Source organism: Halobellus rufus (assembly GCF_000739575.1).
In the GTDB taxonomy this organism is placed as follows: domain Archaea; phylum Halobacteriota; class Halobacteria; order Halobacteriales; family Haloferacaceae; genus Haloquadratum; species Haloquadratum rufum.
Genome location: NZ_BBJO01000038.1, coordinates 22,670 through 42,849, shown reverse-complemented (window position 1 = coordinate 42,849; position 20,180 = coordinate 22,670). Strand labels below are relative to the sequence as shown.

General features: G+C 54.4%; 15 protein-coding genes and 2 pseudogenes. 12 read left to right on the top strand and 5 right to left on the bottom strand.

The annotated features are described in order from the left end of the window. The coding region (locus ACP99_RS14665; protein ID WP_331280783.1) for a transposase at positions 1–376 on the top strand (376 nt) is incomplete at its 5' end. Between the two features lie 399 nt (positions 377–775). Here ACP99_RS14665 and ACP99_RS14660 read toward each other — a convergent pair. Continuing rightward, positions 776–1,135 (bottom strand): hypothetical protein, encoded by a 360-nt coding sequence (locus ACP99_RS14660; protein WP_049987315.1) that lies wholly within the window; start codon positions 1,133–1,135, stop codon positions 776–778. Next, on the bottom strand, positions 1,132–1,998 hold the full coding sequence (locus ACP99_RS14655; protein ID WP_049987314.1) for a ParA family protein: 867 nt from the start codon (positions 1,996–1,998) through the stop codon (positions 1,132–1,134). The genes ACP99_RS14660 and ACP99_RS14655 overlap by 4 nt, the downstream gene beginning before the upstream one ends. A 410-nt stretch (positions 1,999–2,408) precedes the next feature. Between ACP99_RS14655 and ACP99_RS14650 the strand changes: the two genes are divergently transcribed. From ACP99_RS14650 to ACP99_RS14620, 8 genes and pseudogenes are all read left to right on the top strand, one after another. After that, positions 2,409–4,355 (top strand): archaea-specific SMC-related protein, encoded by a 1,947-nt coding sequence (locus tag ACP99_RS14650; RefSeq protein WP_049987313.1) that lies wholly within the window; start codon positions 2,409–2,411, stop codon positions 4,353–4,355. Positions 4,356–4,700: 345 nt separating this feature from the next. Then, positions 4,701–5,394, top strand: a pseudogene (locus tag ACP99_RS14645) (IS6 family transposase). 56 nt (positions 5,395–5,450) lie between these two features. Further along, positions 5,451–6,440, top strand: a complete 990-nt coding sequence (locus ACP99_RS14640) for an amidohydrolase family protein (RefSeq protein ID WP_081927493.1) — start codon at positions 5,451–5,453, stop codon at positions 6,438–6,440. A 142-nt stretch (positions 6,441–6,582) separates the two neighbouring features. Continuing rightward, the gene (locus ACP99_RS14635) at positions 6,583–7,926 is read left to right on the top strand and encodes an aminomethyltransferase family protein (RefSeq protein WP_081927492.1); all 1,344 of its coding nucleotides are present in this window, start codon (positions 6,583–6,585) and stop codon (positions 7,924–7,926) included. A gap of 682 nt (positions 7,927–8,608) precedes the next feature. After that, a complete protein-coding gene (locus ACP99_RS19425) occupies positions 8,609–9,367 on the top strand; it encodes an IclR family transcriptional regulator (protein WP_081927491.1) in 759 nt (252 codons plus the stop codon). A gap of 105 nt (positions 9,368–9,472) precedes the next feature. Beyond that, a pseudogene (locus ACP99_RS14630) lies at positions 9,473–10,236 on the top strand (4-hydroxyphenylacetate 3-hydroxylase N-terminal domain-containing protein); the annotation flags it as partial. Positions 10,237–10,239: 3 nt separating this feature from the next. Then, complete coding sequence (locus ACP99_RS14625) at positions 10,240–10,953, top strand: 4-hydroxyphenylacetate 3-hydroxylase C-terminal domain-containing protein (protein ID WP_049987309.1); 714 nt, start codon at positions 10,240–10,242, stop codon at positions 10,951–10,953. Positions 10,954–11,037: 84 nt separating this feature from the next. Further along, positions 11,038–12,492, top strand: coding sequence for an aldehyde dehydrogenase family protein (locus tag ACP99_RS14620; protein ID WP_049987308.1), 1,455 nt, complete (start codon positions 11,038–11,040; stop codon positions 12,490–12,492). A 58-nt stretch (positions 12,493–12,550) separates the two neighbouring features. Here the strand turns inward: ACP99_RS14620 and ACP99_RS14615 are convergent, their stop codons facing one another. Next, on the bottom strand, positions 12,551–13,489 hold the full coding sequence (locus ACP99_RS14615) for a VOC family protein (RefSeq protein ID WP_049987307.1): 939 nt from the start codon (positions 13,487–13,489) through the stop codon (positions 12,551–12,553). Between the two features lie 162 nt (positions 13,490–13,651). Here ACP99_RS14615 and ACP99_RS14610 point away from each other — a divergent pair, with 162 nt between their 5' ends. Next, positions 13,652–15,010 carry an aminomethyltransferase family protein gene (locus ACP99_RS14610; protein WP_049987306.1) on the top strand — a complete coding sequence of 453 codons (1,359 nt, stop codon included), beginning with the start codon at positions 13,652–13,654 and terminating at the stop codon, positions 15,008–15,010. A gap of 101 nt (positions 15,011–15,111) precedes the next feature. Here the strand turns inward: ACP99_RS14610 and ACP99_RS14605 are convergent, their stop codons facing one another. Beyond that, entirely contained in the window at positions 15,112–16,623 is a 1,512-nt protein-coding gene (locus tag ACP99_RS14605) for a UbiD family decarboxylase (RefSeq protein WP_081927490.1), read from the bottom strand. A gap of 129 nt (positions 16,624–16,752) precedes the next feature. Here ACP99_RS14605 and ACP99_RS14600 point away from each other — a divergent pair, with 129 nt between their 5' ends. Continuing rightward, positions 16,753–17,619: an alpha/beta fold hydrolase gene (locus ACP99_RS14600; RefSeq protein ID WP_049987304.1), complete on the top strand. Its 867-nt coding sequence runs from the start codon at positions 16,753–16,755 to the stop codon at positions 17,617–17,619. Between the two features lie 42 nt (positions 17,620–17,661). Here the strand turns inward: ACP99_RS14600 and ACP99_RS19420 are convergent, their stop codons facing one another. Continuing rightward, positions 17,662–18,255 (bottom strand): cysteine hydrolase family protein, encoded by a 594-nt coding sequence (locus ACP99_RS19420; protein WP_081927489.1) that lies wholly within the window; start codon positions 18,253–18,255, stop codon positions 17,662–17,664. A 134-nt stretch (positions 18,256–18,389) separates the two neighbouring features. Between ACP99_RS19420 and ACP99_RS14590 the strand changes: the two genes are divergently transcribed. Continuing rightward, entirely contained in the window at positions 18,390–20,150 is a 1,761-nt protein-coding gene (locus ACP99_RS14590; RefSeq protein ID WP_049987302.1) for a CocE/NonD family hydrolase, read from the top strand. Positions 20,151–20,180 lie beyond the last annotated feature (30 nt).

Here is a 20,180-nt window from a genome sequence, read left to right as displayed (position 1 = left end):
TGTGCTGCCGATGGACGCGAAACTGCGCGTGAGTACGTCTCAATTCGACACGTCTACCTCGACCGTGGATTCTACCGTCCACGTCGTTGCGGAATTAGAGCAGCTGGGTGTTGACTACATCGTTCGTGCGCGACCGAGTAGCGGAATGAAAGACCGTCTCAGCGCCGGCGCTGAGACGGTTACAGACGAGTATACGATGCAACGAAAACGAAAACCAACTGCATCGATAGACGTCACAGTCTTCGCAGTTCCGCACCGCACAATCGAAGACGAGTACGTCTGGTTCGTAACAAGCTTAGATATAGATCCGGCGACAGCGAAGGCGTACGCGGCGGCGTTCCGCCGCCGCTGGGGCATCGAAACCTCGTATCGGTAGATCGGTGACTTCCTCCCGAGAACGTCGTCGCCGACGTTCTCGGTGTGATTGTTCTACTTTCTGTTCGCGGTTTCCCTGTACAATCTCTGGGTGCTCACCAACGTGTTAGCTTCAGCTGACACAGTTCCAAAGACACCGCAGACCTCAACACGAATCTTCCGTATATTCGTTCTCTCAACAGATTGCGGCTGAATACGCATTCGAGTCCGACCGGGATGACCGGTGAGTGTGTCCTGTTGTGGAGAGGCATCGCTCCCTCGATCCTTCAGAGAATCTGTCATAGCGCAATTCGACACGACGGCAAGATCTCCGATCTCAACCGCTTGCTCAGCGCGGAATAGAATCTGATTCGGCAACTACTGTGAAGCGCGGGTTTTAGCCTTGAAACTTCCATACCTGTTAATGTCGTCGCTGATCTGCGACTTCCTCTGCCACTTCTTCAGGATGGTCCATCGCGACACGGAGCACGGCTTCGTGGAGTTCACGACCGGCTTCGTTCCGGATATCGCGATCACGAAGCAACCGCTTTAGGTCGATATCGAGGAAATCCTGGAATTCCTCGTGCGTTGTTTGTCTGGGGTAAATCTGTGCCTGTACCGAATCATCAAACGGAAAAGCCGGCTCGGAGAGGTCCGGCTCCGTCTCAGAATCATCCTCTGTCGGCTGATCCCCACTATCAACGGAACCCGCAGCCGACTCGTCGCTCGAAACTTTCGTTTGTTCTTTTCCTGCCTCGTTGAGATCATCGAACCCAGTCATTGCTGGATCCCTCCTTGCTCGACAATATGGGCCAGCTCAGCATAGTTCTCGAGTTGGTCACAGTCCGGATCATAATCTCGAACAGGCAACCCAGCGTCGTGGGCACTGTCAATAGATCCACGGAACCGAATGCCTGGTAACTCACCATCGTATTCACCGGCATCGATCGCAGCCCACTCATCATCCATAATTCGAGCGTACTTCGGGATGATATCGTCGGCAATATCTAGAGAATTGAGCTGTTCGAGCAGGCCACGGTCGCGTGTATCTTGGTCAATCCGACTATTCAGCGCTGTCGGCGTGACTGCAAGGATGTTGAGCTCAAAGTATTCTCGTGCGTCTTCGACAAGTCGTTGAATCGTGTTTGAGAGCCCGGAGTCATACCCGCTTTCAGGCTTCAGTGGGATGATGATATTCTGCGTTGCATACATTGCATTGTCGTTGAGTTTGCCGCGATTCGCCGGGCAATCGACGACGATGTACTCATACTGTTCACCGAGCAGTGGGTCGACAAGGTGTTTCTTCAGGCGAGCACTACCCATCGTCGCGTTGCGGAGTTCATTCTCAACGGATTCGAGTTCCGTGTGCGCTGGGAAGAGGTCAAGTCCCTCAACGACAGTCACTGTGTATTGCGTGGGGTCATCTCCCTCCACCAGGACTTGCTTCGTATGGTTGGTCTCGCTGGTAAATTCGCCTTCAAACCCAAGTTGGCGAGTCATATGCCCGTTGTCGTCAAGATCGACAACGAGCGCACGGCCATTCCGGTGAGCTAATTCACGGGCGATATTGATCGCAGTAGTCGTCTTGCCGAATCCCCCTTTCAGTACCCCAACACTGACAGCGCGTGGTTCGTTAGTGGACATTGTTATCTAGAGTAGCTACGGTAGCTGCGGCACCTTAGGTGCCTGTTGTTGGTGAGGTGCATTAGGCATCTTAGTAGCTACCTGTTCAGTACAACCCACCAGCGGAGCATACTTCAAGGTAACTACTGTAGCTAACTTAGCCATCACAGTCAAAGTAGTTACCTTAGGTGGCTCAGTTGAAGTAGCTAGCTTAACTAAAAAAAGCTAGCTCAGAAAGTGTTTTCAAAACAGTAACACCGGCCCCGTTAAAATCGGTCAGCGTTAACATTGAGGAGAGAATCCTAACCAAATAACACGGATCCGGTGAAAATTACCCACCACCAAACCGCAAGACAAAAAGAGGATTCCAACGAGACCAATTTCCGGAATTGGTCCTAATTATTTTGTAGTCGTGAGTTAAACACAAGACAATGGCGACTTCCGAACAACTGACTGACTCCGCTCATTTCTCTGCCGAGAACATCGGCGGTATCGACGACACTGAAGTAGACATTCCGCCCGGCGTAACCGTCCTCACAGGCAAGAACGCGACCAACCGGACCTCGTTCCTCCGATCGATTATGGGTGCGATGGGAAGCCAGCGCGTCTCGCTGAAGGGCGACGCCGACACCGGTCGGATCGAACTCACGCTCGGCGGGACAACGTACGAGCGCACCCTCACCCGCGCGGGCGACAGCATCAGCTTCGAGGGCGACGCCTACCTCGACGACCCCGAGGTCGCGGATCTCTTCGCGTTCCTCTTAGAGACCAACGACGCCCGCCAAGCGGCCGCCCGCGGCGAACAGCTCCGAGACGTCATTATGCGTCCCGTCGACGTCGACGCCATCCGCTCGGAGATCCGCCGCCTCGAAGAAGAAAAAGGCGACATCAACGACGAACTCGCGCGCATCGAATCGAAGAAACGCGAACTCCCCGAACTCGAACAGCGCCGGACACAACTCCGCGAGAAGATCGAGGACAAGCGCGAGGAACTCGCAGACCTCGAAGCGGACATCGACGACAGCAGCCGCGACGTCGAGGAGGGCCGCAAAGAGCAAGCGGAACTCGAAGAGAAACTCCAAGAACTGCGCGAGACCCGCTCGGAGCTGGAATCCGTCCGCCGAAAGATCGAGCGCCAGGAGGAGAGCATCTCCTCGCTGAAGCGCGAGCAGAACGAACTCGAAGCCGACCTCGAAGAGCTTCCGGACGCTCCGATGGGCGAACACCGCGATCTCGAATCGGAGATCGAGCGCCTCCGCGGCGAACGACAGGACCTGAACTCCGAGATCAACGAGCTCCGCAGCCTCATCCAGTACAACGAGGAACGGCTCGAAGCCGAAGACTACGAGCTCCTCGAGGACGGCGGCGCGGTCACCGAGAGCAGTGGCAATTCGGTAACCGACCAACTCGTCGACTCGGACGCGGAGACCGTGGTCTGTTGGACCTGCGGCTCCTCAGTCGAGCGCGAACAGATCGAGTCGACGATCGAGCGGCTGAAGTCGATCCGTACGGAGAAAGTCGAGGAGCTGAACGAGGTCAAAAGCGCCCTCGAAGAAAAGAAACAGGAGCAACAAGCGGCGAGAAAGAAACAACAGCGGCGCTCCGAAATCGAACGGAAGCTCGAGGATATCGATGCGGAACTCGACCGCCGCGACGAGCAGATCGACGCGCTGAAAGCGAACCGCGAATCGCTCACTGCGGACGTCGAGTCGCTGGAGTCGGAAGTCGAAAGCCTCGAATCGGCGGACTTCGACGAAATCCTCTCGCTGCACAAGGAAGCGAATCAACTGGAGTTCGAGATCGACAGCCTCGAATCCGACCTCGACGAGGTCACCGCGGAGATCGAGGAGATCGAGGACGACGTCGAACGCGCCGAGGAACTCCGCGAGAAGCGCGCGGAACTGGTCGACGAACTCACGGATCAACGGACGAAGATCGATCAAATCGAGGCCGAGGCCGTCGACTCCTTTAATGACCATATGGAGTCGATCCTGGACCTCCTCGGCTACGAGAATATCGAGCGGATCTGGATCGAGCGGATCGAGGGCACCGGCGCAAGCGAGGGCCAGACGCGCTTCGAGCTCCACATCGTGCGGACGACCGAAAACGGCGCGGCCTACGAGGACACGATCGACCACCTTTCGGAAAGCGAACGAGAGGTCACGGGACTGATCTTCGCGCTGGCCGGCTACCTCGTCCACGACCTCCACGAGACGGTTCCGTTCATGCTGTTGGACTCGCTGGAAGCGATCGACTCCGACCGAATCGCCGCGTTGGTCGAGTACTTCGCCGACTACGCCGACTTCCTCGTCGTCGCGTTGCTGCCCGAAGACGCGCAGGCGCTCGACGACGACTTCGCTCGTGTGACGTCTATCTGATCGATTGACTCGATCATTTCAGGGAATGTTCGGATTAGCGATGGCTGACCTGTCAGACACGGTGAATGAATGAATGTAAAAGGGCTGTATTCTCGGCAAAACCCAATGATGCAAGGATCGCAGGACGGAATCTAAGAACCACAGCAAGCCGCAGGAGTTGATATCTCCTAGGCTATCTGGGTGCTGACCGTTGCTGTCTCATTACTCCCAGTCGGCTCTGTTGAAGTCCTATTGTATCGACACTTTCCCGCTAAAGCAGTTGTTGGGTAGAACTGCGAACCAATCGCCGACTGGTCGTGTTTAGTTAAGTATGAAGAGTGAGGCGGGAGAATTTCTTGCTGATCTATGGCAGAAATCGGCCGCCTCAGCGGATGTACAGACTTGATTGATTTGGATTTTGTGGAGCGACAGTGGACACCCGAGCGTGCGATGAAGCTCGGTATTCAACTGCAGTTAGCGGGCTTGTCGCTGTCGAATACCGTCTCTATTCTCGAAGAGTGGGGTGTCGAGCGATCTCGCAAGGCAATCCACGATTGGGTGCAGTAGGCCGATCTACAGCCTGCAGACGGCCGAAGCCCGAATTATGTTGCGCTCTATGAAACCGTGATTCGAATCAATGACGAGCAATGCTGGCTGTACGCCGTCCTCAGAACGGCGTCGCCGTTCTGATGGGCTGCGCAAGAGCTTTGCTCTTGCGAAGGCCCGCTGATCCCGACACAAACGATCTGCTACATCTCCGGCTGTTTTCGACGACAACGACCGCGTTAAACGAGATTTTTTGCGAGAACTCCGCCAGAAACACGATGTCGAATCTGTAATGTTTCTGGTCGATGGCGCTCAACACCTCCAAACCGCGCTGGCCAGAGCTTCGCTCTGATTTCAAACTGAACGGACTGGAAATCGGAATGCCATCGAGCGAATTTTCCGAGAAGTCAAACGCCGAACATCCTCGTTCTCAAACTGTTTCAGCCACGTTAAGCCGCAAACCGCCGAAAATTGGCCCCAAGCATTTGCTGCTTGGCTCAATGCTCCTAACTAAACACTACCACACCTTTCCAGCATAATTTTAAGTTGTCTCACAGAAATCTGATAGCGATGCACGAAATTATAGACGCGACCTCGCACATTATGTCGTACGAGGCGCTCGACGAACTGGAGAAAGTGTATCCGAGCTCCGAACTGGATAGCCTCCGGAACGCACCACGGATGTTCGAGATAGACGGGCGACTCGAGTACCTCGACAAGAATGGGATCGATAAACAGGTGATCAATCTCGCCGCACCGATGCTGTGGCAGGGGGCCGATCCAGACGACGTCCTAGAAGCCACCCGTGTCGCGAATAATGAAATCCGACGGATCGCCGACGAGAACCCCGATCGGTTCATCGCGACCGGCACAGTCCCGTTTCTCACCGACGAATACGTCGACGAAGCCCGCCGCTGCGTCGAAGACCTCGGTATGCACGGCATTCAAATTTTCTCGAATATTGACGGTAAAATGCTCGATGACGACGATTTCGAGGAGTTCTACGCCACCGTCGACGACCTCGACGTCCCCATTTGGATTCACCCGCAGTTGACTGATTGGCACGACTACGACCAGTCTCACACGTGGATATATAAGATGCTAGCGTGGCCGTTCGACACCAACATAGCGCTAGCACGGCTCATTTTTTCCGGCGTGCTCGACCGTCACGAGAACCTAGAGATCATCTCACACCACCTCGGTGGATCGTTTCCCTACCTCGTCGGTCGGATCCGATCGTGGTACCAGTCGCGGAGCGAAGAGCCGGAACTGTATCAGAATCCCGCGATCGCCGACCTTTCCGAGCCGCTTGACGCATACTTCGATCGAATCTACGGAGACACGGCTGTCAGCAGCCAAGGGGAGTCCTACCCGCTGGAGTGCGGTCTGGAGTTCTTCGGCGCGGAGAACGTCGTCTACAGCGCCGATTACCCGTTCGGCCCTGACAAGGGACAGTACTGGGCGACCGAAATCACCCCGTTGATCGAGGACCTAGACATCTCGGAGGCTGACAAGGAGAAAATTTTCTCCGGGAATATGAAACGTCTTCTCGACCTGTAGCGCCCCGCCGAATCGATCATCTCCTGATTGCGGTGTCTACCATCGGATTCACACCGCGTCAGCGAACTTGAGTCTTCCGAGAATTTTTTCAGCTATTTCCGCGTAGGGTATATTTAAGTATATGGGATGACCCTCTCGGTGTATGGACCCCGAAGCCATTCAGGCGTCAGGCGATCCTGTCGAAGTACTGCGCCAGAAAGGTGGCGACTACACAGATAATTTCCCAGTCGTCCCGAACGAGATAACGAACTGGTTAGACGAACAGCGGGCGGTCACAGAGTCGGTGTCCTTGGCTAATCTCTCACACCATATGACGGCTCTGCGTGTCACCGGTCCGGATGCAGAGGATTTACTGCACGACCTCAGCATCAACAGCTTTGAGAACTATGACATCGGCCGCGCCAAGCAACTCGTGATGTGTAATCAGAATGGGCACATCATCGGTGACGGCCCGATGCTTCGGCTCGACGACGAGGAGTACTACAGCGCAGGGATGCTCTCGGCAAACTGGGTTCGATACAACCTCGAAATTGGAGATTACGATGCCACTGTCGAGACCGAACCCCGAACATCGGCCCACAAGGGTGATCCCGAGAACTTCGTGTTCCAAGTCCAAGGCCCGAACGCGCGACCGGTTCTCGAACAGGTCACAGACGCGGATTTGGATTCAATCCCCTTCTATCACTTCGAGACGGTCGATCTCGCGGGCGTCGAGACCATTGCGCTCGGACACGGGATGTCGACGGAGTTCGGATTCGAGTTCATCGGCCCATTCGAGCACGCCGATCAGGTCCGCGATGCCATCGTCGAAGCAGGCAAAGAGCACGGTATCAAGCAGCTCGGGTCAAAAGCCTACCACACCCTCTCGGTAAAACTCGGCTGGGTCCCCCCCGGCGTCCCGCCAATCTACGACGTCAACGAGATGAGCAGTTACCGCGAGTGGCTCGACGCCGACAGCCGCGAAGCGACGTACTCGATCGACGGTAGCTTCGTTGCTGACGACATCTCCGCGTACTACATGGATCCGTTCGAGCTTGGCTACGGGAAGCTCATCAGCTTCGATCACGAGTTCGTCGGTCGCCAGGCGCTCGAAAAGATGGCAGATGATCCAGACCGGACACTGGTCTCGCTGGCGTGGGACGAAGATGACGTGATCGACGTCTACGCCTCGCTGTTCCGTGCCGGTGAGACGAAGAAGTTTATCGATCTTCCACGCATCGGGTGGGGACGAGCGAATTACGACGAAGTACGTATCGATGGCGAACGGGTCGGGCTGTCGCACTCGCGCTCGTACGAGTACGACGCCGGCACCGTTATTTCGCTGTGTAGTCTCGACACCGAATATGCCGAACCAGGGACCGAGGTCACGTTAATCTGGGGAGAAGACGACTCGCCGAACCCGAAGGTCGAACGGCACGAACAGTGCGAAATTACTGCCACAGTCGGTGAGGTTCCGTACTCCCCCGACCGACGCAAGAAGGAGTAACCGTAATCTGATGCTCAAGGACCTTTTACTACCATACGGGTATTGTTCGGATAAGGGGGTAGTTGCTTAGTAGTGTTTCGGTAGAAGTGTTCTGCCGAATCCACAAAACGCGACGGAATAGCGTTACTCTGGTAGAAGCAAAGCGGAGAGAGTGAATGTACCTAAGACACTCTTCCATTTCTCCGAACAATCCACGTCGTAGGCTCGGAAAGGCTGTGCCGCCGGTCCAACGGCGGTAGGTGATCTGACTGGCAACAGAGTTCCTGACTGGAAGCAGATTATCATCATTTTTTGCAGGTTCACATAGATGCGACGTCCACGAAATTGTATTGACCGCCGCAATCTACAGTTTCAAACGGGCTCTGAAGCAGTGACCCCGACGGCATTAGCAGATTCGACAAAACAACCCGTAGGATAAACTACTGTTCTGCATAGAAGAACATTGGTGGGTGTTGACCTTTCACTTCTGAAACTCCTGTATAGGCTAATAGTTTAGATAGTCGATTCAGAATTACAAACGTAGTATTGTAATTTTAGGCCAACGTTCATATTGGACCAGAGTAGTCATACTGACGATCTTGTCATCTAATTGCCGCCGAGTAGAATGAGGCTCAATAAGATTCTCAAAGGTGTTCATCAATAAAGAACAAGAACTAATACAAAGTAAGTGAAAGTCCAAGGTATGCCAAAGGAAGCTAATTACCCAATCCGGTCCGTTGAGAACTCCCTCGACATAATTCAGGTACTCCAAGAATCGAACGGGGCGCGAATACGGGACCTCGAACGCGAACTAGATATGAGTAAAAGTGCGATTCATAATCACTTGAGCACATTGAGAGCAAATGAATACGTGAACAAAGAGGGCGAAACATATCGTCTCGGTCTGAAATTCCTCGATCACGGCGGATACGTCAGAGATAATCTGAAATTGTACACAGCCGGGAAATCAGAGGTAGACCGATTAGCAGAGGAAACAGGTGCCTCGGCTAGCCTACTTACTGAGGAATACGGCAAAGGAGTAACACTATACAATTCGAGCGGCGAGAATGCTGTGAATCTTCCAATTCGGACTGGACGTCGAATCCACTTGCATAATATCGGACTCGGTAAAGCAGTCCTTGCCCATCTTCCTGAGTCCCGGATCTGGGAGATTATTGAAAGACATGGTCTCCCGAAGACGACAGAGAATACAATTACTACTCCTGAGGAACTATTTGAGGAAGTTAAGAGAATCCGTGAACAAGGTTATTCACTAGACATTGAAGAGCGTGAAATGGGATTACAGTGTATCGCTGCTCCCATCCGCCAAGAGGAAAAAGTCGTTGGGGCAATTAGTGCTTCCTTCCCTGCCGGAAAGATTGATAATGGGTTTAACGAAGAGACCAAAGAGGCTGTTCAACGTGCATCAAATCAAGTTGGTCTCGAAATAAAGTACTCCTGAAGAGCGTTCATTATTACAGAACAATCTCTAGGCCATAATTCAAAGAATGACCTGACATCAATTCACGTATAAGATTTAAATACGTTATGTGCTTTGTTATGAATTATGCCTGCGATCACAGGTGGCGAGTTCATAGAACGCCTTCGTGACGACAGAACAGTTTACTACAAAGGAGAGGTGATTGATGACGTAACGGTTCATCCTGCCACCCGGGAAATGATAGCTACGCAGGCTGAACTCTTTGATCTCCAGCACGATGAAGAGTCTAGGGAGCAGCTCACGTACGAGTCCCCCTCGACGAGCGATCGAGTTTCGATATTTTACAAAAGGCCACAGTCGAGGGAGGACCTCAAAGCGAGACGAAGGGCATCAACGATATGGCAACAGTACACTTCCGGTGTAGGGGGGAGATCAAGCGACTTCCTCGCCGCCGGCATTACTGGACTCGCAATCACCCACGATGTGTTCGACAAGGCGGATCAAGAGCGTGGCTCGACTATTACAGACTACTACGAATACTGCCGGGAAAATGATATGTGTCTCTCCCACGCCCTAATCGACCCACAAATCGATCGATCCGAGACCTCATCGTTCAGAACAGACGATGGGGATTCCGAACGGCCAGGATCCATCAGAATGGTCGAAGATCGCAGCGACGGGATGGTCGTCAGCGGTGCACGTATGTTAGCGACTCTCGGCCCACAAGCGGATGAATTGCTTGTATTCCCTTCGGCTTCTACGGGGAGGATGAGAGCGAACAGGCCGTCGCATTTGCCATCCCCGTCGAGGCTGACGGCCTACGACTAATCTGTCGTCCGTCGTTATCCCACAATGATCAGCGAAACCATCCGCTTACAAGTCGATTTGACGAGATGGACGTGTTTGTAGTCTTCGACAACGTATTCGTTCCAGAAGATCGCATCTTCGTCAAGGGGAATGTGGAAGCGGCGAACGTATGGCGCCAGACTGCCCAGCCGAGTTTTGCGATGCACCAGACGCTCACGAAGGACATCGCCAAGTCGGAGTTCGTCTTCGGCGTCGCACTGCTCCTTGCGGAGAGCACCGGCATCAACGAGCACTTCCACGTGCAATCGAAGCTTGGAGAAATCGGAGAGATTGTTCAACTGCTCCGTAACTCCGTAGAGAGTATGGAACGCCACGCCGAAGAATACAAAAATACGGGCTATCTTATTCCGGATTACACAGCTGGATCAAGTGCTGTCAGCCACTTCGCAGACCTCTACCAGCGGGCGATGGAGATACTTATGGATCTCGGAGGAAGCGGCTTGGTTGGCGTGCCTGCCTATGAAGATCTTGAGGCAGACGACCCCCTCGGTGGCGACGTCAAAACGTACTTCCGCGGAAAAGAGATGAATGCACGTGAGCGGATCGGTGTCCAGAAACTTGCACGCGATCTCACTATCTCTGGATTCGGTCGCCGAGAAGAACTCTACGAACGATTTCACGTCGGGGGCCCAATGCGAGTTAAGTCAAACCTGTATAAAGGATTCCCCGACAAAGACGGCCTAAAGGAGCGAGCCCGAGAACACGGATTAAGAACTATCGACAAATTGGAGTCAGATTAAAGTCCTCAGACCGGTCGTTCGGCGTCATTTACCGTGTATGTCTGGAGAAGGATTCATTATCGTAAAGACGAATTACCCTACACAATGTTTACCGTTGACGCGGAGTGGCCGGGACCATATATTGACGGGGAATGGCGAACGGATGGCCGCAAGACAGTAACAGTTGAGAATCCAGCGACACGTGAACAAGTCACAGAGGTCACCTTCGCAACGGCAGGGGACGTTGACGATGCCTATGAGGCAATCGAACGAGCGCAGTCATCGTGGGCTGACTCGCCGACTCAGCGCGTTCAGGTGTTTGAGAACGCAATGGACCTCTTGGCAGAACACCGGGATAACATCGTCGAGCTTCTCGCGGTCGAGTCTGGTAGTGCAGCGAGCAAAGGCCACCAAGAAGTTACCAAATCGATCGATCTCCTCGATACAGCGACGCAGTTGCCGTTCAGGACGACCAATACGGTTGCGGCCTCTCGGGTTCCGGGTAAGCGAAATGAGGTGCACCGGGATCCAGTCGGGTCAGTAGGAGTTATCACGCCATGGAACGTCCCGTTGAAGCTGGCAGTACAGTCGATTGCACCAGCGCTCGCACTTGGAAACGGTGTCGTATTGAAGCCTGCTCCTGACACACCCATTTCTGGTGGACTCGTACTCGCACGGCTCTTTGAGGAGGCCGGGGTGCCAGATGGTATCTTCAACGTCGTGCCGGGGTACGGGGAGGATATTGGAGCGCGCGTAGTCGAACATCCATCCCCCAAAGCCGTCTCTTTCACCGGGTCGACAACCGTTGGACAACAGGTCGGACACGCCGCGGTTGACGGATTCAAATCAGCGATGTTGGAACTAGGTGGCAACAATCCACATATTGTGACTGAGGACGCGGATCTCGACCGGGCAATTGACGGGGGACTGTTCGCTACATTCTCTCATCAGGGGCAAGCGTGTATTTCGATCAACCGTCACCTCGTCCACGAGTCGGTGTACGACGAGTATGTGGACCGGTTCGCAGCCCGAGCGGCTGATTTGCCTATCGGCGATCCTCGCGACGTGGACACGGTCATCGGGCCAATCATCAACGAGACGCAGCGAGACAAGATTGTCGGTTACATTCAAGAGACCGTCGAGCAAGGAGCGACGGTAGAACTCGGAGGAGAGTACGACGATCTGTTCGTGGAACCAACTGTGATTTCTGGCGTAACAAACGATATGGCGGCGGCTTGCAACGAACACTTCGGTCCTATCGCCCCAGTTATCCCCTTTTCAACAGACGAGGAGGCGGTCAAAATCGCTAACGATACAGAGTATGGGCTCACAGCATCAGTCCACGCCGGTACAGAAGACCGCGCACGTCGAATCGTCGCCAAACTCGAAACGGGGATGGCCCACATCAATGATCAAACGGTAAATAGTGAACCAGATATGCCATTTGGCGGCGTGGGAGCTTCCGGCATCGGTCGTCATAACGGAGAGTGGATAATCGAGAAATTCACAACCACACGGTGGGTTTCTGTGCAGGAAGAATCACGAGACTATCCATTGTAGTCCGTCCGTTAGTGTTAGACCATTAGAAATTGTATACGCCGTAGACGATTCAGTAGAGCTACTTAGACGGCGTCGATTCCTGGCCAGGGGTGTTGCCGAACCAAGTCAGACCGACCTCTGCCTCATCTGCGTCCCACTCTATCGGTTCCCAGTCGGGATTGAAAATCTGGTAGCCACCGTTGAACAGTTCGATTCGGTGGCCGCTTCCGGGGTCTCGAATATACAGAAAGTTTGCCTGGGTGATTCCATGCTTACCCGGTCCTCCTTCGATTTCTACGCCGTGTTCTCGAACCACGTCAGCCGCGTTCATCAGATCACCAAGACTATCGAGGTAATACGATAGGTGATGGAGAGTTGCATCCTCATCGCCCTTTTCCCCGCCATATGCCAGAGTGTGGACAAGCGAATTCGTACTCAACCAACCACCACGTACGTTACCCTCCTCGTCTAGGACGTACTCATTCATTTGGAAGCCGAGGACGTCCTGAAGCCAATTATGCACCTCTTCGATATTACTACCGTGGAGGTTGACGTGATCGACCCGACGCGGAATAGATGCAGTGGCATCGGCCAAACTGTGAACGCGGTTTTTGAGTCGAGAACGTTTCTCGCTCGGGGGGACCGGCTTGTCGACCTCGTAGTATAACTCGAAGCGGTGGCCGTTGGGTGTCCGGAATCTGACTGTGTCGCCATGACCGACCATCTCATCGTCGTCAATGTATTCAACGTTGGTGCCACTGTCTTCGAGTCGATCGGCGAAGGCTTGTACGTGCGCGGGGTCCCTGACCTGCCAGCCGATGTGATCGAGTTCGGCCCGTTCGCCTGCTGTCAAAGATAGCGTGTGGTGTTCCCAGTCGCGTTGAGCCCGTAGGTAGACGGTATTGTCGACACGTTCGGTTTCCTTGAGTCCGATTACGTCCCGGAAAAACCAGGTTGATTCTTCTAAATCAGGGGTAACAAGCGCTACGTGACCGAGCTTCGCAATATTCGGCGTCATACAAATAGGAGCAGGAAATACGCTCGCATAAAGGTTAGGAGTAGCCAGAAACTGTTGAATCGTGGTTCCCCAACGCAGGCGACGGCACCACCACAAGAGAGAGACTGTCACGCATACGATCGAAAACTTAAAGCAGGATCCTGCTCCAGAGAGTGCTGTACTATGAGTAGCCGAAGCCTCCAGCAGGCTCTACAAGAGACGGATAACGTAGTGAAACGGTTCCGCAAGGAGAGCGGTATCGTCGCATTCCCGAATCTGGCAAGCGAATACACAAACTGGATCAACGAGCAACGGGCGTGGCGTGAGACGTGCTGCCTAGCAGATCTCACCCACCACCAGATGGACCAAGTCATTGAGGGTCCAGATGCGATTGAACTATTCTCCAAGCTCTGCGTGAACAGTTTCGAGGATTTCGAGGTCGGCGATGCGAAGCAGGCCGTGATGTGCAATCCGGACGGAAAGCTCATCGGGGATGGCATCCTCCAGTACATCGACAATGAAAAATTCGTGCTGAGCGGTTCACCGTCGCCAGCGAATTGGTTGGCATATCACGCTGAAACGGGCGATTACGACGTCGATCAGAAGATCTATCCAATGTCGGTGATGACCGACGACGATCCCCACTACTACACATATCAGGTCCAAGGTCCTAATGCCCTAGACGTGATGGAGGACGTCACTGACGAGCCACTACCCGACATTCCTTTTTTCAAGTGGGATACTCTTTCCATCAACGGCCACGAGGTCCGCGCCCTGCGGCACGGGATGGCTGGAGAGGTTGGCTTCGAGATGCAAGGGCCGTTCGAGCACGGAGAAGAGATCAAGAACGCCCTTATGGACGCGGGTGAGAACCACGGCATTCGACACCTCGGAACCCGAGCGTACAAATCCACTCCCGTCATCGTCGGCTGGGTCGACGTCTACGCGAAGGCACTCTACGAACATCCGGAACTCGAGGACTACCGCGAATGGCTGCCCGTGGACGGCTTCGAGGGGACGCTCTCGATCTTCGGAAGTTTCAATTCGGACGACATCACCGATTACTACCTGAGCCCTGTCGAGGCCGGCCTCAAGAACGTCATCAACTTCGACCATGACTTTATCGGCCGCGAGGCACTTGAAGAAGAGGTAGCAAATCCGGATCGAACTCTCGTCACGCTGGTCTGGAACAGCCTTGACGCCTCCGACATCTATGATTCCCTCTTTCAAGAAGGAGAGACCCTCAAGTTCGCCGACTTACCGCGCGCGAGAATGCGCGCGCACTACGACAGGGTACTCAACAAGGACGGCGACCTGATCGGCCTTTCGCGCCATCCCGCGTACACGTACAACGAGCGTCAGATGCTCTCACTGTGTACAGTCGACGTTGAGTACGCTGAACCCGGTACGGAAGTCGCACTGGTCTGGGGCGAGGAGGGCGATCAGAGCAGTCCAGCGATCGAACCCCACCGACAGACGAAGATTCGAGCGACAGTCCAGCCCGCGCCATACGTCACCGACCGTCGGAAATCGGACTGGTAATCCGACGCGCCAGCACGCGGTTTTTTCGCTGAAGGATGATGAATCGGTTGTAACTTTCGGCTGTAAAGGGAACCGTGACGAAAACTTGCAGATCGCTCTTGCTACTGGTCGACAGACCGTGAGACTCCACCTTCGTCAGACTCCTCCTCGTAGAAAGTTGGAAGGTCCGGGAGATCAATATCGAAGTCGAACTCGTCCCACCGATCCGCAACGCGTTCATATGTTTCTCGTCGGAGTGCCAACCGTTCCGGAAACTCCCCCTCATCGTAGTGCTTGTAGTTCTTCGTGGCGTCGAGCCAGAGTTTCGCTCCGTACATCCGTTCGTCTTCGGGCAGAGAGGGATCCAGCGGATATCCCCACGTGTCCTCAATGACTTCGATGTCTTCTCTCGGGTGGAAGCGTGTCGAAATCGCCCACAGTACCTGATTTAGATCAGTTGGGTCGACGTCCTCGTCGACGACCACGATCAGCTTCTGGAAGTACGCCGATACCGGTGCACCCGAGATAACTGACGCGACTTGGTTGACGTGGCCGGGATACTGTTGCTCTATGGAAACGAAGGTCATCCCACCGCCGCCGGCGGCCGCGGGCGGATTGTAGACTCCCTCGATACCCGGGACGCCGAGGTCGCGCTCCAAAGAATTCCAGATTCTTGAACCCCGCATCGCCGTGGCTTTGACCCCGTTATCGCCCCCCGGATAGTCAGCTTCAACGGCCACTGTCAGAATCGGATCATCGCGATAGTGGACTGCGTCAAAGGTCGCCAACGGCGACTGCTCAACCCGCTCACCGTAGTAGCCAGTGAACTCACCGAAGGGACCCTCCGATTCGTAGTCGTCGGGAAGGAACCGACCCTCGGCAACAATCTCGGCGTTAGCCGGAATCGGCAGATCGGTCGTTTCACCCTCAACGAGTTCTATCGGATTCCCCCGAACTCCTCCGGCGTACTCGAATTCGTTGTCGGCCTCCCCGTACTTCGATCCAGAGACCAAGAGAAGTTCGGGGAGCGTCCCATACACAATGGCAACTTCAAGCGGTTCGCCGCGTTCCCACTGTGTCTCGACGTGCGCCCGCATATCTTTCCCCTTGACGGCGTTAACCGTCGCGGTGTTCTCCGATTGAAGCATCCCGCGGTACGTCCCGACGTTTACGGTACCTGTTTCCGGATTCTTCGAGATGACTGCGCACGCGGTGCCAATGTATTGGCCCCCATCCTTTGGCCACGTGATGGGCGACGGGAACTTACTGAGGTCGACATCAGCGCCGTACTCGGAATTCTCGAAAACGGGGCCGTTGTCCACGAACACAGGATCAATTTGCGTCCCAAATTTGTCCCGGCCGAGGGAGATAAGTTCCTTGATCCCAAGGCTCGGATCCTCGTTCATTGCGAGAGCGAGGCGAGTGGTATCGGATCCGAAGAGATTCCAAAGTGATCTGAAGCCCGTCTCGTGGCCGGTAATATTCTCAAACAGCAATGCGGGGGCACCGAGTTCTTGGTTCACGCAGTAGGAGATGGCACCCATTTCCTCCTCCCAGTGGACCTCCTCCTGAATTCGTTCGAGGGATCCGTGCGCTTCCACCTTGTCCATCCATTCGCGAAGATCTCGACCCATACTACGGCATAGACGGGTGATAGCATCAAACTTGGGGACAGCTTTTGCGTTCGGATTCGACCATAAGTACTGGTGAGCCGAATAATCCGTCAGATAAAGTTATTAGAGTTCGGCAAAATCCCCTAATATATGACGCCAGCCATTGGTGAGCCTGCGCAGTCCGAATTCAGAGAGGGATTCGCTGAAGCAGACGGTATCGAAACGCATTATTGGAAATACGGCGATCCAAAAGATCAACCGCTCGTGCTCGTCCACGGTGGCGGGTCCGGTGCAGATTCGTGGGGGAACTGGAAGTACGCGATGCCGCTTCTCGCCGCTGCCGGATTCCACGTTTATGCGATGGATATGGTCGGATTCGGAAAATCAGCGACTCCTGATCCAGATACATTCGATTACACTAACCAGACCCGGATCGATCAAATCGTCGGATTTCTCGAAGAGATGGATGTCGACGGCGATGCGAGTCTCATCGGAAACTCGATGGGAGGTGCTGCCTCGATGGGCGTCGCTATGCAGCGGCCTGACATCGTCGACAAACTCGTCCTTGTCGGTGGCGCGGGACTTCTCACGCCCGAGGAGCGACCCCAGAGCTGCCGCGACGCGATCGACACGCTGTCTTCCTTCGACGGCTCTCGAAAACGAATGCACAACGTGATCGACGTTCTGTCGGTTACGGACTGGTACGACCGCGAGGCTATGGTGGACCACCGCTTGGAGAACTACGAACGCGAGGGGATCCAGAAAGCCTTCGGCGCGACGATGAAGAACAGCGGTACAATGTACTACGACAACGAGGAAATCGCCAGCATCGATACGCAGACTTTGATTATCAACGGTCGTGAGGACCGCGTCATTCCCCCCGAAGGAGGATGGGGTCTCTTTGAACTCATCGACGATTCGAGTCTTCACATCCTTCCGGAGTGCGGCCACTGGATTATGGTTGATCAGGTGGAGTGGGCAACGAACATCATCTCAGAGTTTTTCAAAAACAGCTAAACTCGGACAGACAGGGTCAGATACTGGTAGCGTTGCGTAACTTTACTCCCCGCATCCCGAGATGAGGCCAACTTCACTACTTGAATGCACAGCATCGGCCACTGCTTCGAGCGTGTGGAGACCGTGTTCGTGGCTCTCGGTCGATGAAGCCGCTATACAGTCTTCAAGCACCGTGACCTCGTACCCGCGACTTTTCAGACCGAAAGCGGTAGCCGTGACACAGATATTGGTGACGACTCCACATACGAGCACGTGTGAACCATCGGCTGTCGATAGTAACGCGTCAAGGTCGGTCTCGTGAAACGGATCGTATCCCAATTTCGTGACGACAAAGTCATCGTCCTGAATGTCAAGTTCGTCAATGAACTCGGCGGCTTCCGTTCCCGGGAGGCACAGCGGCGGTGCATCCGAGGAAGACGGATCAGTCGATCGACGTGTCCTACCCGGCGAGTGGTGGGTTCGAACGAATACAGGCGCGTGGTCAGCTTCACGGTAGCGATTCAAGATTGTGCTGGTTCGCGCCCGCACCTCGTGCATACGTTCGATTGCCAGATCACTTTCAAGTACTGGATTGAGAGCCGGATCACAGAATCCCCGTTGGAAGTCCACGAGGAGAAGGATTGGATCGGCAAGCATCAGTTTCACCGTCAACGGGCAGAAGTATAGGTTTCCCGGTGTAACTCGCCAAGTCAAGCCGCATAAGTGATCACCATCCGTCGGCTAGAGATTGACCCTCAAACTTATGTCAAGTCCCTCGGTAATTTATTTGTATGATTTCGAAGGGCGGTGACTGTGAGTGGCGTGAGCAGATTAGCCAACCAGAGTACCAAATCGCCGAGGAACGAGACGTCTACGTAGATGTTCGAGACGGTGTCGAAATCGCAGTAAACGTGTTTCGGCCGGACGCTGAAGGAACATTTCCTGCTCTCTTCGCGATGGCGGGCTACGGAAAGGAAACTCAGGATTTAGATTATCCTCCCCAGCCCCTCGGAGAGAGTGCAATGTGGGACGGCACTATCGAGGCTGGTGATCCCCGAGAGATTGTTCCCCGCGGATACGTTCACGTGGTCGCAGATGTTCGAGGCACCGGAGATTCCGGCGGTGAGTACACTGGGATGATGGCCTCAAAGGAGGGGAAAGACGGACACGACGTCATCGAGTGGATCGCCGAACAGCCGTGGTGCGACGGAAACGTCGGTATGAGCGGCTATTCATACTTCTCGTTCACGACATTGAAGACGGCGATAGAGCAACCTGAGCACCTCAAGGCGATTTACGTCTCACATGCCCTCGCCGACTTCTACCGAGAGTCAGTATATCCGGGCGGGGTTCTCAATATGTTTTATTACGGGCTCTGGGATGGACGGAACGGATCTAGCGGCATCGCCGCGAATAATCCGGCGTCGGTGATGCTACAAGAACTCTCCGAACAGGAACTCGAGCGGCGAAAAGAAGAGTTGCTGGAGGACCCGGCAATCCGAAATCGTCCGAACCTCTATCACACTCTAAAGTATCCTTTTATGAACCCCCCATTCTTTGACTTCCTACTCAATCCGTACGACGGGGAGTTCTGGGAGGAGCGGTCTATTTACCCTTTCTTTGATCAGATCGATGTTCCGGTGCACGTCATCGGAAAATCACCGCACAGTCTGACTGGATATTGGGGTTTGTACCAGGGTATAGAAGCTCCAAAAAAGCTGACAGTAAAACCGCCGGGGCCTGAAGAGCGACCGTGGCGCGAGGACGGCGAGATGTTCATCCGGTGGTGGGATCACTGGCTGAAGGGCAACGATACGGGCGTGATGGGCGAGGCACCGATCGACCTCTTCGTCGCAGGCGCCAACGAATGGCGTAAGTACGACGAGTGGCCACTACCCGACATTCAGTGGGAAGAACTCTACCTCCGGCGGCGCGGAAAACTCCTGTTCAGACCCGAGATGCACCAGAAGGAACCGGATGCGTTCGTACAGGAACCCCTACACGTCACGAGTGAACGGAAATCCGTCAAGTACGTAAGCCCTGCTGTACCAGGCGATCTGGAGGTGATTGGTCCAGTAGCGCTGAACTTCTACGCCTCGATCGATCAGGACGACACAACTTGGGTCATTTCGCTCTCCGACGTTTCCCCCAGTGGTGAAGAGACTCGGCTCGCGAAGGCCTACTTCAGAGCGTCGCACCGGGCGCTTGACCACGATCGGTCAGAGAAGGGCCGACCGTATCATCCCCACACGCTCGAGGCGGCCGAACCAGTCGAACCTGGTGAGGTCACCGAATACAACGTCGGGCTTGACCCCATCACTCACGTATTTAACCCGGGCCATCGAGTCAAGTTGACAATAGAGAATATGGAGTCACCTCTCGACGAAGAGATGCACGTACATTACCATCCTCACGTCACGAGCGGGAGGACTACGGTGCACAGAATTTATCGAAATGACAATTATCAATCACATCTCGAAATTCCGACGCATAACACCGACGAGTCCGTGATCGCTATGCTAGGAGATGATAACTTGATGCGCGGACACTGACGGATTAATCGCCTGGCGAATCAGTTCGAG